Below are 14,645 nucleotides of genomic sequence, written 5' to 3'. Positions count from 1 at the left end.
ACGCGCGGGATGCTTGACGGACGACGGCCGTTCTACAGTGCGACCATGCGCCGCGACCTGCCGTACGCCCTCAGTGGACTCGCCCTCGGCGGCCTGCTGCTCGGCAACGCCGCGCTCGCACCGGACGCCGCGACCGTCGGGGCCCTCGACGTCGCCCTGGTCCTCGCCATGGCGGCGGCCCTCGCGGTGTGCCGGCGGTACCCGGTGGTCGCGCTGGGCGTGGTGACCGCCGCCATGCTGGCCCTGCACATCCGGGTGCACTCCGGGGTGTCCGCCGCGTTCCCCGTGCTCGGCGTGGTCTACCTCGCCGCCTGGCGGGGTCGCCGGGCGGCCGCTGCCGTGGCCAGCCTCGCCTTCCTCGGTGGCTTCCTGGCCCGCGACGTCTCGGTGGCGCCGGCCGACCGCCCCAACCAGCTGATCGTCGAGCGGACGGCCCTGCTGCTGGGATGGTTCGTGGCGGCCAACGTCGCCGGGCTCGTCGGCCGGCAACGCCGGGCGTACCTGGAGCAGGTCGAACAGCGGGCCATCGAGGCCGAACGCACCCGCGAGGAGATGGCGTTGCGCCGTGCCGGGGAGGAGCGTCTGCGCATCGCCCGCGACCTGCACGACTCCCTGACCCACAGCATCTCGGTGATCAAGGTGCAGGCCGGGATCGCCGTGCATTTGGCCCGCAAGCACGGCGAGGAACCGTCGGCCACGCTGCTGGCGATCCAGGAGGCCAGCGGCGCCGCGATGCGGGAACTACGCACCACCCTCGACATCCTGCGCGCCCCCGACGACGACCGCGTCGGGCTGGCCCGGGTGGACGAACTCGCCGAGCGAACCCGGGCGGTCGGCGTGCCGGTCCAGGTCACCGTCAGCGGCCGGCCCCGGAGCCTGCCCGACGAGGTCGACCAGGCCGGCTACCGGGTCGTCCAGGAGGCCCTGACCAATGTGGCCCGCCATGCCGGCCCCGCGACCGCGCACATTCACGTCGAGTACGCCCCGGCCGGGCTGACCGTCGCGGTCACCGACGACGGGCGGGCGTCGCCGGCGCGGCCCCCGACACCGGGGGTGGGACTGCGCGGTATGCGGGAACGGGTCACCGGACTGGGCGGCACCCTGCAAGCCGCCGCCCGCGACGACCACGGGTTCACGGTGCGGGCCACGTTCCCCCTCGACGAGCCGGCATGACCGGGCGACGGCGCGGGGAGCCGGCATGATCCGGGTCCTGCTCGCCGACGACCAGGCGCTGATGCGAGCCGGGTTCCGGGCGCTGTTGGAGGCAGAGGACGACCTGGAGGTCGTCGGTGAGGCCACCGACGGCACGTCGGCCGTGCACCTCGCGCGACGCCTGCGCCCGGACGTCGTGCTGATGGACGTGCAGATGCCGGGGCTCGACGGCATCGAGGCGACCCGGCGCATCGCCGCGGACCCCGACCTTGCCGCGATCCGGATTCTCATTCTCACCAACTACGGGCTCGACTCCTACGTCTTCGCCGCCCTGCGTGCGGGCGCCAGCGGTTTCCTGCTCAAGGACGCCGACCCCGCCGACCTGCTGCAGGCCGTCGCCGTCGTGGCGCGCGGCGATGCACTGCTCGCGCCGGCCGTCACCCGTACGCTGATCAGCGAGTTCGTGGCCGGCCCACCGCCAGCCGTGCCGGCGGCCGGCCGGGACGTGCTGACCGCCCGCGAACAGGAGATCGTCGAGCTCGTCGCCCGCGGGATGACCAACGACGAGATCGCCGTGCGGATGGTGATCAGTCCGTTGACCGCCAAGACACACGTGAACCGGGCGATGACCAAGCTGCACTGCCGTGACCGGGCCCAGCTGGTCGTGTGGGCGTACGAGTCGGGACTGATCACGCCGCGCCGCCGGTGACCGCGCTGCCCGCCGGCGGCCCGGCCGCGAGATCTCGCCACCTCCCCGACGTTCAGCGCCGGGGAGGTGGCGAGGCGAAAGGTCAGGACCCGATCGCGATGGCGAAGACGTGCATGGTCGGCACGTTCGCCGCGGCCCGTGCGCTGATGTTGGGCAACACGACCTGGGTCACCGCCTTGCTCTGCAACGCCACGCCCACGTAGTAGATGCAGGCCGCCGTGGCCTGGCGGGCGTTGTTGGGCCGGTTCTGGTAGGCCGACACGATGGCGGCGGTCGCCCCGGACTGCGGCCCGCCGTACCAGTCGGGCGTGCTCAACGTGAACGTCTGGCGGGTGCCGTCGGCGTACACCACGGTGCCTGTTCCCGACACGGCGCCGTAGGTGCCGGTCAGGAGGAAGCCGAGCGTGCTGCCGGTGCCGCTGACGCCGATGGTCTGGCCAGAGGCGATGGCGTTGTCGGCCGTACCGGGGCTGACGTTGGGCCAGCGGAAGGTCACTCCGTTGCGGCTCACCGTGCTGCCCGGGCTGGCGCCGGCCTGCGCCAGGGCCTGCGCGGAGAGACTGGCGCCGTTGCCGTCGAAGTTTGCGACGTTGGTGTTGCTGTCGTTGCTGATGCCGGCGTTGGTGAAGCTCTGCTCCAGCGTCGGCGTGGCGACACCCGTGCTGGTCACCCGGTAGGTGCGTCCCGCCTGCACGGTGACCTCGATCAGGTCGGATTCGACGCGGGTGACCCGGGGCGACGTCCCGTCGGCGGTGTCGACGACGCTGACGGTGCCGGTCAGGAACCGCGACCGCAGGCGGACGGTGCCGGCACGGTCCGGACGGACGAGCACCTCGGTGGCCGCGCCGCTCGCCCACGTGATGCCGACCGTGTGCCCACCGCGGCCCCGCAGGCCGGTCACCCGTCCGCTGGGCCAGGCCGGCGGCAGCGCGGGCAGGATGTGCAGCTCACCGATGTGGCTCTGGAGCAGCATCTCGGCGATGCCGGCGGTGGCGCCGAAGTTGCCGTCGATCTGGAACGGCGGGTGCAGGTCGAACATGTTGGGCGCGAGCCGGGCGGTGGTGGCGAGGTAGCGGATCAGGTCGTGGGCCCGCTTGCCCTCCTCCATCCGCGCCCAGAAGTTGATTTTCCAGGCCAGCGACCAGCCGGTGCCGTCGTCACCGCGCAACGCCAGCGTGCGGCGGGCCGCCTCGAACAACTGCGGGGTGCCGCGCTTGGTGATCTGGTTGCTGGGGGCCAACCCGTACAGGTGCGAGATGTGCCGGTGGTTGGGCTCGGTCTCCACCCAGTCGTAGAGCCACTCCATGATGTTGCCCCGCGAGCCGATCTTCATCGGCGCGAGCCGGTCCCGGGTGGCGCGGACCTGGGCCCGGAAGGTGCTGTCCACGTTGAGGATCTCGCTCGCGCGGGCGCACGCGTCGAACAGGTCACGCAGGATCTGGTTGTCCATGGTGGGGCCGGCGCAGACGCTGGCGTTCGCGTGGTGGCTGAGCTCCGGCGAGTTCGAGGGGTTGGTCACCAGATAGCCGAGGGTCGGCTCGGTCACCAGCGTGTCGAGGAAGAACTGTGCGGCACCCTTCATGGCCGGGTAGTTCGTCCGCAGGAACTCGACGTCACCGTTGAACTGGTAGTGGTCCCAGATCAGCGTGGACAGCCAGGCGCCGCCGGTCTGCCACATGCCCCAGAACGCGCCGTCCACGACGGCGGTGGCCCGCCACGCGTCGGTGTTGTGGTGGGTGACCCAGCCGCCCGCGCCGTACTGCACCTGGGCGGTGCGGGCGCCGGCCACCGACAGGTCGCGGACCATGTCGAACACCGGGTTGTGGCACTCGGCCAGGTTGGTCGTGTTGGCCGGCCAGTAGTTCATCGGCAGGTTGGCGTTGATCGTGTACTTCGAGTCCCACGAGGGGGTCAGCGAGTCGTTCCAGATGCCCTGGAGGTTCGCCGGCTGGGTGCCGGGTCGTGACGACGAGATCAGCAGGTACCTGCCGAACTGGAACAGCAGCGCGGAGAACTGCGGGTCGTTGACGCTGTTGTGCTGGGCGATGCGGACGTCCGTCGTCTGGTCGGCGGCGGAGGTGCGGCCCAGGTCGATGGTGACCCGCCCGAACAGCGCCTGGTAGTCGGCGACGTGCCGGCTGCGCAGCTGGTCGTAGCTGTAGGCGCGCGCCGCGCTGAGGCGCTGTCGCGCGATGCCCCCGTAGTCGCCACCGACGTTGCGGTAGTTGACGTAGCTGGAGCCGATCGAGATGAGCAGGGTCACGCTTGTCGCGTTGGTGACCCGCAGGGTGCCGCCGGAGCTGGACACGGTGCCCCCGGTGACGGTGGCGTTGGCCAGGGCGAGGAAACGGACCTGCCCGGTGACGCCCTCCTGACTGCCGGAGACGCCGTCGAGGCCGATCGTGGCGCCGTCCGGGCTGGACACCGTCGTGCGCTGAGGGCTGTCGAACGTGGCGGTGAAGCTGATCGAATTGGTGCGGTCGGCGGTCAGTCGCATCGCGATGACCTGGTCCGGCGCGCTGGCGAAGACCTCACGCTGATAACGGATGCCACCCAGGACGTACGACGTCGTGGCGGTGGCGGTCGTCAGGTCGAGCGTGCGGTTGTGCTGGGACGCTCCGCTGGCGGATCCGAAGGCGAGCCGGAGGTTGCCGACGGTCTGGTAGGCCAACTGCCCGCCGGGGTTGCCCATCATGGTCTGGTTGATGAGGTCCTGGGCCTGCGTCCACTGGTTCGCGTTGACCAGTCGCCGGATCTCCGGCAGCGCGGCCGCGCCTCTGGTGTTGCTGGGGTCGTGCGGGCCGCCGGCCCACACCGTGTCCTCGTTGAGCTGAAGTCGCTCGGTGTCGACGTTGCCGAACACCATCGCGCCGAGCCGGCCGTTGCCGATCGGCAGGGCCCGCAGCCAGTCGGTGCCGGCACCCTCGTCGTACCAGAGGGCGAGGTCGTTGGCCGCCAGCACCTGCGGCGGCGCGACGGCGTCGGCTTGGGCGGTCGCCGTCCAGGGCAGCGGCAGCAGGGCACCGCCCGCGCCGGCTGCGCCGATCTTGAGGGCTTGGCGCCGGGTCAGGTCTGACATCGATCCTCCAAACGGTGACCGATCCGGCCACCCCAAGCGCGACAACGCCGAAGCCCGATAGCGGATCCGCGCGGTGGCACCGACCTGACCTCGCTGCGCAGGCCGTTGGCAGACCCTCAGACGACGAAACGTCTGATGTGTTTCGGGAAGATTACTCCGGCGTCACGCAATAGGCAACGGTCGATAGCTGGAAGGATCGTGGGCGGCGACCCGACCCTTATCAGGAGAGATCGGACTCGCCCGGAGCGGTGGCGGGGGCCGGCGGCCACGGTGGACACCTGCACCACCGACCAACCTCGCCAATACATCTGACGATTCTTGTCGGTGCGCCGGTGGAGGCGGACACGCAGCAACACCGCCGCGCTGGCCTCGGTGGACGGTGGGGCGGGCCGACGTCAGGTCGCCGTCGACGCGCCCCGGCAGCCGGGTCGTGATCGCGTGCGGGCAGCGCCGTCGGCGATCACCGCGCCACGTCCTGCGCCGGCGGCGGGTGCGGTGTTCCCGGCATCAGCCGGGTGCCGCCCTCGTCGCTCTGCGCACCCGAGCAGGGCGACGAGGGCGAGGAGGATGACGGCGACCGAGTACTCGCCGGCCGTCTGCGGCAGACCGCCGGCGTAGACGACGAGGAAGCCGGCGATCACGGTGGGAAGGCCGAAGCCGACGTAGCAGACGACGTAGAGTGGGTGGGCGTGGGCGGCTCCCCCCAGTCGGTGGTGCGGACCGCCCGGTACGGCCTGCCGCTCATGCTCGCCATCATCGGCGGCGCTCCCGAGCGTTTCGCGCCCTACATCGACCTCTACCGCCGGGCGGCCGACCAGCTCGGCACCACGGCGCACCCGGTCGGGATGCACTCGCCCGGCTTCATCGCCGACACCGACGAGGAGGCCAAGGAGCTGTTCTGGCCGCACTACCGGGTCATGCGGGACCGGATCGGCGCGCTGCGGGGCTGGCCACCGATCCGCCGTACGGAGTTCGACTCCGAGGTCGAGCACGGCTCGCTCTACATCGGCTCGCCCGAGACGGTGGCCCGGCGGATGGCTGGTGCCATCCGCAGCCTGGGCGTCGGCCGGTTCGACCTCATCTACACCGCCGGAGCGCAGCCCGTGAGCGCCCGGATGCGCGCCGTGGAGCTGTACGGCTCCCGGGTGATCCCCATGGTCCGCGACATCCTGGCCAGCTGACCCGCCGGCCGACCCTCGGGAAGGAAGACATGAACGACAGCGGCCCCGACCGCCCCCGGACCCTCGCCGTCCTCGGCGCCGGCAAGGTGGGCACCGTCCTCGCCCGGCTCGCGCTCGCCGCCGGCTACCGGGTGCTCGTCGCCGGCTCCGGCGACCCGGCGAAGATCGCCCTGACCGTCGAGGTGCTCACGCCCGGGGCGGTGGCGACCACCGCGGTCGACGCCGTGGCCGGCGCCGACATCGTCATCCTCGCCCTCCCTCTGGGCAAGTACCGTGCGCTCCCCGCCGAGGCGCTGCGCGGCAAGCTCGTCGTCGACGCGATGAACTACTGGTGGGAGGTGGACGGCATCCGCGACGACCTGACCGACCCGCGCACCTCGTCCAGTGAGATCGTCCAGGCGTTCCTGGCCGACGCGCGGGTCGTCAAGGCGTTCAACCACATGGGCTACCACGACCTTGAGGACGAGGCGCGGCCGACGGGCGCGGCCGGCCGCAAGGCCATCGCGATCGCCGGTGACGACGAGGCCGGCCTCGCCACGGTCTCGTCCCTTGTGGACGATCTCGGCTTCGACCCGGTCGTCGCCGGCCCCCTCGCCGAGGGGGTACGACTCGAGCCGGGCAGCGAGTTGTTCGGCGCCAACGTGAGCGCCGACGAGGTGGGCGCGATGCTCGACCGCTTCCCGGGTCGGAGCGCGGCCAGGCCGTCGCCGCCGCGCGGGCCCGTGCGGGCGACGATCACGATGCCCAGTCGGCTCCCGAGCCGCCGGCCTGACCGCCAGTACCTCTCAGTGGTCGTCGTCGAACGCCGTACGGGGATCGAGGTGCCCACCCCGCTCCTGCGCGGCGGCGTAAGCGGCGGGGCCGAGCGCCTCGATCGCGGCGTCTCGCACGGCGGCGAGGTCGGCCGCGTCGTCCGGGTCCGGCACCTGGCCGAGCGCCGCGAACGCCGCGTCCGCGAGACCGACCATGAGCGCCGCTCGCGGGTGGTCGCCCTCGGCGGACGCGAGCGCCGCGCCCGCCACGCAGACGTACGGCACGAACTCGTCCCAGCCGTGCCGGAACACCCGGGTACGGCTGAGCGTGAACAGCCTCCTCGCCTCGGCGAGGTTGCCGAGACCCAGCTCGCAGAAGGCCAGGTTGCGCGTCTCGGAGTTGACGGTCTCCGGCCGACCCAGCGTCTCGTTCAGCGCGATGCTCTCCCGGTACAGATCCCGCGCCCGGGTCAGATCGCCGGCCATCCGCGCCACCGCGGCCAGCACGTGTCTCGGCCGCTCCTCCAACGCGCGATCGCCGGAGCGCACCGCGACGTCGAGTGCCTCCCGCGCCCGCGCCTCCCCGAGCGTCAGGTCGCCGCCACGAATCGCCACCCGCGCGAGGCTGTACCGGGCCTCCACCTTGCCGGCGGCGTCGCCGACGGCCCGAGCCCGCTCGATCTCGGCCGTACTCATCCGCACCACCGCGTCGGTCTCCCCACGCCGAAAGGCCGAGCGGACATCGTCACTGAAGCTCACGGTTGAGGTCCCCTCGTGTCTCGTGCACGGGCGCGTCGACGCGTCGACCGCGCCGCGGCCCCGACCGTCTCGGCGCGTGGTCACGCATGGAAGGCGGTCCAGTTCTCCAGGAGGCGGAAGCCCATCGACTCGTACAGCGGCCGGCCGAGCGCGCTGGTCTGCAGGTACGCCGCGTCCGCACCGGCCGCGACACCCTCGCGCAGCACCTTCTCGGTGATCGCGCGACCCAGGCCACGACCGCGCGCGCCCGGGACGACAGCGATGTTGAAGACGCCGACCACACCTCGGGTCCGCATCCCGAGACCCGTGCCGAGGTGCTCGCCGGCCTCCTCGTACAGGTAGCCGTCGATCCGCTCGGCGTCGAGAACCGCGCCGCCCATCAGCGACCCGAACAGACCGTCCCCGTGGCGGAGACCCTGGCTCGTGGCGCCGTGGAAGATGATCATCACGACCACACCGATCAGGCCGAGCAGTGGGGTCACCAACCAACCGAGCACCCCGGTCAGGCCGTAGAGCACCAGGCCGACGATCGACCGGGCCTCCTGCACCCGGACCTGCTCCTGGTCGACGGAGTCGGCACGCAACTCCGGATGGCGGCGCACATAGGCGAAGAGCACCCACCAGGGCGCCGACATCAGTGCTGCGGCGAACGCGTACAGGACGACCGCCACGCGCAGATCGTCGGTGTTGCCGTCGGCCAGCGCCGACGCCAGGACGGCGGTGGGAAACGGAATGATCACCACGCCGAAGAGGATGCCGAGGTTGATCGAGCTGAAGGCGGCAGTGGTGCCCCGGACCAACTGGAGCACGGCGTGATGATTCAGCCAGAGAACACCGACATAGATGAACGACACGACGAAGGCCAGATAGGCCGGCCCCTCCCCGAGGAGCCCCTCGGCCAGCCCACCCTCGTGGAACTCCGGGACCCGCAGATCCAGCACCAGCAGGGTGATGACGATGGCGAACACGCCGTCGCTGAATGCCGCCAGGCGACCCGCGTCGGTCACCCCGGGACCGCCGCCGCTCGCCTGCGTCCCCTCTCGACCTGCGGACATTGCCGCACGCTAACAGTCATTTGACAGCCAGCCGAGCGTGATTGCCCGGGACCAGCGCGATCCGGCCCGCGTCCTTCATGGACCACGACGGTGGCGGGAGCGGCCGGCCGCCACCCCCGCCCATCCGCTGGCTAGCTGGCGTACGTCTCGAACTCGCCGACCCGCGGCGCACCGCTCGAGCTGGTGATCCTAAAGGTGATCTTGCTCAGTGCCGTCGCGGTGAAGGTGATCGCGCCGGCGCCACTGCCGGAGGCCAGGACGGCGCCGGTGTCGTGGTTGACGAGCTGCCAGGAGCCGATGGAGCCCTGGGTCCCGGAGGGCTCCCGAATGACCACCCGGGACACCCGGGTGGCGGATCCCCACTTGATCGAGATGGAGCCGGTCGATCCGGCCGGCGACCAGTAGGTGCTGATGTCGCCGTCGCGCACGTTGCCGTAACTGGTCCCGCTGGCCTTGCTGGAACCGTCGGCCCCGGCCCCCAGACTGAGGTTGGTCCCGCTCGTCGGCGGCGGCGTGGTCGGCGGCGCGGTGGTCGGCGGCGCGGTGGTCGGCGCAGCGGTGGTCGGCGGCGGCGTCTGCGGCGAGCAGCTCCCGTCGGAAACCCGCAGGCCCGTGTTGGCGCCGGCCGTCTGACGGACGACGTCCGGTACGCAGCTCGCGCCGTCGAGGCGGTACGCGTACGGGATGCTGACGGTGGTGTTGGACGTCGGGTTGGGGCCGGCGGGGTAGTTCTCACTGCCGGCGCTGGACCAGGTGACGTTGTCGAAGGTGTTGCCGCTGACCTGCCAGTAGCCGCGCTCGTTGGTGTAGAAGGTGCCCAGGACGTCCTTCGAGTTCCGGAAGTAGTTGTTCTCCACCTTGGCCCGTGCGCCGGCCCGGGAGTTGATGCCGGACTCGTGCAGGCTCACGTAGTGGTTGTTGTAGATGTGCGCGATGCCGCCGCGCAGCAACGGCGTACGGGAGTCGATGTTCTCGTACAGGTTGTGGTGGAACGTGATGAAGCCGTTCGAGAGGTCGCTCTCACTGGAGCCGATGAGGCCGCCACGACCGGAGTTGCGCAGGATGCTGTACGACAGGGTCACGTACTGGGTGTTGTCCTTCATGTCGAACAGGCCGTCGTAGCCCTCCGACTCCCCGCCGGACGCCTCCAGGGTGACGTGATCGACCCAGACGTTGCGGACCGTGCTCTCCATGCCGATGGCGTCTCCACCGTTGGAGGTGGGCGAACCCGACTTCTTGACGTTCCGGACCGTCACGTTCTGGATGATGATGTTGCTGGAGTCGCGGATGTGGATGCCCAACTGATCGAAGATCGCACCGCTGCCGACCCCGATGATGGTGACGTTGCTGATCTGCTTGAGCTCGATCACGCCGTCGGCGGTGTTGCAGCTCGACCCCGACACCTTGCTGGTGTTGCCGTGGTTGATCGTCCCCGTCACCTCGATGGTGATCGGGGTGCTGCTGCTGGCCCGCCCGCACAGCGCCGCGTGGATCGCGGTGCCCGTGCTGGCCCGTACCGTCTGCCCGCCCGCGCCGCCGGTGGTCCCGCCGTTCTGGGTGGCGTAGCCGGTGGCGGTGCCGGCCGCCGCCGACGCCTGCGGGGTGGACAGTGTTCCCCCGACCGCGATCCCGACAGCGGCCGTGGCCAGCGCCGCCAGAAGTCGCAGTGCGACTGGTCGTCTCATGTCGCGTCTCCTTCGTCATCGTCTGAATGTGCCGACGGCAGCGGCGATCGACGCGCCGACCCTCCACGGGTACGCGATTCAAGTCGATCACTTTGCATTGACGGCAATCAATTGTCTGCTCATCGCGGAGAACCTCATCGCCCTGGCGTGCGCGGCGAAACCGCTGGCCAAGCGGCGCGTCGTCGAAGGCGCATCCCGATACGCGCCCGCCCAGTTCGGCGATGAAACATCGATGCAACGCAATCGTAGGAAAGCGGTTTCCCTCTGGGCAAGGGTTAGCGTTTGCAGGTTTTTTGCAGACGTTGCGACCTCTGGGACAGGGTGCAGGTCTGCGAGGGCACCAGGACCGGCCCTCCGTTCCCCCAGTGCCTGCGGACCACCCCCACCTACGTGATCCTCAATGGAGGATCCGGGTCGAACCACGACTTCCTGCTGGTCCCCAGTTGTCGGATCCGCGGCATCGAGTGCCCGTTCATCACCACCGCCAGCGCGCCGAACTACTGGCTCGACGCGTGGGACAACGCCCAACCGGGCCAGGCAGGACACGTCGTCTATCCCCACGTCGGGCTGGGCATCAACTCGGCCGACCCGGCGATCCGTACGCAGGACCAGCTGCACATCCACCTGGCCGGGATCCACTCGGGCATCCAGACCCAGCTCAACATCCACGACAGCACGATCACGAACAACCCGTCGCGGTGGCGCAACCAGATCGTGCCGATCTGGGGACTGACGAGCACCGGCGCTCCTGCCCCCCGCTCGTACCGGGTGCTCCACGTCGCGAACCTGAACACGAACCTCTTCCGGCTCCTGCTCGACAGCGTGGTGCGGCCGACCGGCGCGACCATGGCGGCGCAGACGATGGCCGTGACACCCCGCCTGATCGGCAGCGGCGGCTTCTACGTCCTGAACAGCGAACCCGGCCTGCCCGTCGCCCCGGGCCAGCCCGGCGGCACCGGGACCGTCGACTTCCTGCTCGCGTACGCGTGACGCATTGACAGGCACCACTTGACGAAATAAATTCCTGGCAACAAGAAACTGTTTCGTACGCTCGCTGTGCGGCACTCACCCGCGAGCCCGCGAATGAGCAGCGAGGCCGGCCCGGACCAGGAGCCGGCCGACAGAGGAGGGTGCCACAGTCCCGCTGGACCCGTTCGCCGCACCATCAGTCCTGCGCCGCTCGCGTATCCGCGACCGATGGCACGAGGGCCGATCGGTGCCGCCGCCCCGGCCTCCGCACCGGCGTTCCCCCGGTGTCTTCTCCGCGCCTGTCTGCGTAGCGCGAGAGTCGGTGGCCGACAGGTGATGTCGCGGGTTGCCATGCGGGACTGGACTGGACGGGCGATATTTCGACACCCCGCCGCCGCACGCTTGGGAGCGCTCCCGAGCATCGCCTGACGCACTGCTGACGTACCGCCCGGCGCTCGCCCGAAGACCGCACCACCGGATGCGTCGGCCGCCACCACCCCTTCAGGAGAAGTCTCATGAGAAAACGAAGAGTGACCAATGCCGCCCTGGTCTCGGCCGGTGCCGTCCTGCTGGCGTCGACGGCGGTCGCCCTGGCGGCGCCGGCCGGTGCCGCAGCCGCCGGCTGTGCGGTGAACTATGCCGTGTCGTCGCAGTGGCAGGGCGGCTTCGGCGCGAACGTCACCATCACCAACCTCGGCGACGCGGTCAGCAGTTGGACGCTGACCTGGTCCTACAGCGCTGGCCAGACCGTCACGCAGGCGTGGAACACGACTCTGACCCAGAGCGGCGCCGCGGTCACCGCCAAGAACGTCAGCTACAACGGGGCCATCCCCACCAACGGCACGACATCGTTCGGGTTCAACGGCTCGTGGACGGGCAGCAATCCCGATCCGTCCAGCTTCGCGTTGAACGGTGTGACCTGCACCGGCGGCACGACGCCGACCACACCGCCGCCGACCTCGGCACCCCCGACGACACCGCCGCCGACCACGCCGCCACCCACCACTCCGCCACCCACCGGGCCGGCGGACATCACGGTGAACAGCGCCACCCGGTACCAGACGATCGACGGGTTCGGGGCCGCCCAGTCCATCTGGGGCAGCGCCTGGTCGACGACCGACACCCAGACGCTGGTCGGGATGGGTGCCAACCAGCTCGGGCTGTCCATCGTGCGCACCGGCCTCTCACCGGTGTCCAGTGAATGGTCGACCCACGTGAACTCGTTGAAGACGGCGAAGTCGTACGGGTCCGGTGTGAAGATCCTCGCCTCACCGTGGACGGCGCCGGCGGCGTGGAAGACCAACAACAGCCGAACCAACGGCGGCAAGTTGAAGACCGACTACTACGACGACTACGCGAACCATCTGAACAGCTATGTCCAGTACATGCGCGGCCAGGGCGTGACCATCGACGTCACGTCGGTGCAGAACGAGCCGGACTGGCACCCGGACTACGACTCGATGGACTGGAGCGGCACCGAGCTGCGCAACTTCGTCCGTGATCAGGGCACGAAGGTGCAGAACAGCAAGCTGATGGTCGCCGAGGCGGTCAACATGAACTACGGCTACACCGATCCGACCCTGAACGACGCGACCGCCCGGAACAACATCGGCTACATCGGCGGCCACCTGTACGGCACCGAGGCCGCGGGTCGGCTGGCGCCGTACTCCCTGGCCGCCCAGTACAACAAGCCGGTGTGGATGACCGAGTGGAACTACCACGAGGCGGACGGCGGCGGTTCCAACATCTGGGGTAACCCCGCCAACCTGGCGGTCTGGAACGAGACGCTCGACGACATCATGCGCACGGTGCACAAGTCGATGGAGTCGAACTGGAGCGCCTACATCTGGTGGTACGGCAAGCGTTACTACTCCTTCATCGGCGACGGCGAGGCGGCCTACGGCACCACCGCGGGCGCTCCGCTCAAGCGCGGGTACGCGTTCTCCCAGTACGCGAAGTACGTCCGGCCGGGCTATCAACGGGTGGCCCTGACCAAGAGCTCCAAGGCCTCGCCGCTGGAGGTGACCGCCTACCAGGGCGACGGCAAGATCACGCTGGTGATCCTCAACCGGTCGAACAGCGCGGTCAACAACGCCGTGATCCAGGCCCCGCAGAACGTCAGCAGGGCCGAGTACTACCTCACCTCGCAGAACGCCAACGCGGCCAGCCAGCCGACCAGCGTGAACGGAGGACAGGCCACCATCAACGTCGGCGCACGCAGCATCTCGACAGTCGTGTTCACTCTCTGACCGCTCCCGGGAGTCGGTCGCAAGGCGACCGGGCGTGGGGGTGCGAGCGACCGTGCGCTCCCCCACGCCCCACCGCGCCAGCGTGCCGGCGTCGCAGGGCCAGGTCCACGGCGGCGTCGGGCCACCCCGGATGGTCGAACATGAAGCCCGCGGCGGAGAGCCGGCCCGGGGCGACGCGCCGGCTCTTCAACAGCAGTTCGGTGTCCGACCGGAGCACGAACGCGCCGACCTCCGCCATCAACCGGGTGGCCGGCAGGCCGACCGGAATCCGCCAGGCCGACCGCAGCGCCCGCATGAATTCCCGCTGTGGCACCGCGCCGGGCGCGGCCAGGTTCACGGGCCCGGCGAGGTCGTCGCGGTCAATGAGAAAGCACACCGCGCGGACGAAATCCTGGTCGTGGATCCACGAGACGTACTGCCCACCGCCGGCGACCGAGCCGCCGAGCCCGAGCCGCGCGAGCCAGCTCAGCACATCGAACACACCACCGCGGTCGGGGCTCATCACCAAGGCCGAGCGCAGCGCGACCTTGCGCGTGTGGGGAGTCGCCGCCCGCTCCTGCGCGGCCTCCCAGTTCTGGGCGATCCTGACGCTGTACGACCAGTACCCGGGCACACCGTGCTCGCCGCCACCGAGCACGCCGTCGCGCTCGTCGTTGGCGGCGTCGAAACGGTGCGCGTAGATGGTCGCGGTGCTCATCTGCATCCACACCCTGGGCGGCCGGTCGGCCGCGGCGATGGCCTCGCCGACGACCCGCGCCGACTCCACCCGTGAGCGCATCATGGCGTCGAGGTTCTCCGGGGTGTACCGACAGTTCACACTGCGCCCGGCCAGATTGATGACCACATCGCTGCCGTTGATCTGCCGGGCCCAGTCGCCGAGCGTGGCGCCGTCCCAGCGAACCTGACGCGCACCCCTCGGCGAGCGGGTCAACAACACCACGTCGTGACCCTGCGCGGTCAACGCCCGGTCCAGGATCGCGCCAACCTGGCCGGTGCCGCCCGGAATGACGATCTTCACGGTCGATCCTCGGCCGGCACCGGTTTTTGAACATGTT

General features: G+C 70.2%; 11 protein-coding genes and 1 pseudogene. 6 read left to right on the top strand and 6 right to left on the bottom strand.

What is annotated here, in order from left to right; all coding sequences use genetic code 11:
- Window positions 1-45: 45 nt before the first annotated feature.
- Window positions 46-1,173, top strand: a complete 1,128-nt coding sequence (locus ACFYPR_RS20090; protein WP_354855470.1) for a sensor histidine kinase — start codon at window positions 46-48, stop codon at window positions 1,171-1,173.
- A gap of 25 nt (window positions 1,174-1,198) precedes the next feature.
- Window positions 1,199-1,861 (top strand): response regulator transcription factor, encoded by a 663-nt coding sequence (locus ACFYPR_RS20085; protein ID WP_354855471.1) that lies wholly within the window; start codon window positions 1,199-1,201, stop codon window positions 1,859-1,861.
- Window positions 1,862-1,943: 82 nt separating this feature from the next.
- Here ACFYPR_RS20085 and ACFYPR_RS20080 read toward each other — a convergent pair whose 3' ends face one another.
- Window positions 1,944-4,940, bottom strand: a complete 2,997-nt coding sequence (locus tag ACFYPR_RS20080) for a glycoside hydrolase N-terminal domain-containing protein (RefSeq protein ID WP_387261498.1) — start codon at window positions 4,938-4,940, stop codon at window positions 1,944-1,946.
- A 395-nt stretch (window positions 4,941-5,335) separates the two neighbouring features.
- Window positions 5,336-5,581 (bottom strand): hypothetical protein, encoded by a 246-nt coding sequence (locus ACFYPR_RS20075; protein ID WP_387183532.1) that lies wholly within the window; start codon window positions 5,579-5,581, stop codon window positions 5,336-5,338.
- Between the two features lie 48 nt (window positions 5,582-5,629).
- Here ACFYPR_RS20075 and ACFYPR_RS20070 point away from each other — a divergent pair, with 48 nt between their 5' ends.
- Both ACFYPR_RS20070 and ACFYPR_RS20065 read left to right on the top strand, forming a co-directional pair.
- Window positions 5,630-6,121 carry an LLM class flavin-dependent oxidoreductase gene (locus tag ACFYPR_RS20070; RefSeq protein WP_354855474.1) on the top strand — a complete coding sequence of 164 codons (492 nt, stop codon included), beginning with the start codon at window positions 5,630-5,632 and terminating at the stop codon, window positions 6,119-6,121.
- 29 nt (window positions 6,122-6,150) lie between these two features.
- Window positions 6,151-6,390, top strand: a pseudogene (locus tag ACFYPR_RS20065) (NAD(P)-binding domain-containing protein); the annotation flags it as partial.
- Window positions 6,391-6,906: 516 nt separating this feature from the next.
- Here the strand turns inward: ACFYPR_RS20065 and ACFYPR_RS20060 are convergent.
- From ACFYPR_RS20060 to ACFYPR_RS20050, 3 genes are all read right to left on the bottom strand, one after another.
- Window positions 6,907-7,632 (bottom strand): tetratricopeptide repeat protein, encoded by a 726-nt coding sequence (locus tag ACFYPR_RS20060; RefSeq protein WP_387261495.1) that lies wholly within the window; start codon window positions 7,630-7,632, stop codon window positions 6,907-6,909.
- Between the two features lie 80 nt (window positions 7,633-7,712).
- Window positions 7,713-8,687 (bottom strand): GNAT family N-acetyltransferase, encoded by a 975-nt coding sequence (locus ACFYPR_RS20055; protein WP_387183526.1) that lies wholly within the window; start codon window positions 8,685-8,687, stop codon window positions 7,713-7,715.
- Window positions 8,688-8,818: 131 nt separating this feature from the next.
- Window positions 8,819-10,372: a polysaccharide lyase family 1 protein gene (locus ACFYPR_RS20050; RefSeq protein WP_387261492.1), complete on the bottom strand. Its 1,554-nt coding sequence runs from the start codon at window positions 10,370-10,372 to the stop codon at window positions 8,819-8,821.
- A gap of 321 nt (window positions 10,373-10,693) precedes the next feature.
- On the opposite strand from ACFYPR_RS20050, the gene ACFYPR_RS20045 reads away from it, so the two are divergent.
- Entirely contained in the window at window positions 10,694-11,362 is a 669-nt protein-coding gene (locus ACFYPR_RS20045; RefSeq protein ID WP_387261489.1) for a CDP-diacylglycerol diphosphatase, read from the top strand.
- A 494-nt stretch (window positions 11,363-11,856) separates the two neighbouring features.
- The gene (locus ACFYPR_RS20040; protein WP_387261486.1) at window positions 11,857-13,590 is read left to right on the top strand and encodes a cellulose binding domain-containing protein; all 1,734 of its coding nucleotides are present in this window, start codon (window positions 11,857-11,859) and stop codon (window positions 13,588-13,590) included.
- Here the strand turns inward: ACFYPR_RS20040 and ACFYPR_RS20035 are convergent.
- Window positions 13,580-14,608 carry a DUF1731 domain-containing protein gene (locus ACFYPR_RS20035; RefSeq protein ID WP_387261483.1) on the bottom strand — a complete coding sequence of 343 codons (1,029 nt, stop codon included), beginning with the start codon at window positions 14,606-14,608 and terminating at the stop codon, window positions 13,580-13,582. The two genes, ACFYPR_RS20040 and ACFYPR_RS20035, sit on opposite strands and share 11 nt — an antisense overlap.
- Window positions 14,609-14,645 lie beyond the last annotated feature (37 nt).

The sequence above is a fragment of the Micromonospora sp. NPDC005254 genome, from assembly GCF_042872525.1.
Classification (GTDB): Bacteria; Actinomycetota; Actinomycetes; order Mycobacteriales; family Micromonosporaceae; genus Micromonospora.
The sequence above is the reverse complement of the archived record's forward strand: the minus strand, read 5'-3'. Positions and strand labels throughout refer to the sequence as shown.

What these genes read in the sequence shown, in the direction of transcription:
- ACFYPR_RS20085 (WP_354855471.1), top strand. Translation starts at nt 1,199, where the DNA reads ATGATCCGGGTCCTGCTCGCCGACGACCAGGCGCTGATGCGAGCCGGG.
- ACFYPR_RS20040 (WP_387261486.1), top strand. Translation starts at nt 11,857, where the DNA reads ATGAGAAAACGAAGAGTGACCAATGCCGCCCTGGTCTCGGCCGGTGCC.
- ACFYPR_RS20080 (WP_387261498.1), bottom strand. Translation starts at nt 4,940, where the DNA reads ATGTCAGACCTGACCCGGCGCCAAGCCCTCAAGATCGGCGCAGCCGGC.
- ACFYPR_RS20090 (WP_354855470.1), top strand. Translation starts at nt 46, where the DNA reads ATGCGCCGCGACCTGCCGTACGCCCTCAGTGGACTCGCCCTCGGCGGC.
- ACFYPR_RS20050 (WP_387261492.1), bottom strand. Translation starts at nt 10,372, where the DNA reads ATGAGACGACCAGTCGCACTGCGACTTCTGGCGGCGCTGGCCACGGCC.
- ACFYPR_RS20055 (WP_387183526.1), bottom strand. Translation starts at nt 8,687, where the DNA reads ATGTCCGCAGGTCGAGAGGGGACGCAGGCGAGCGGCGGCGGTCCCGGG.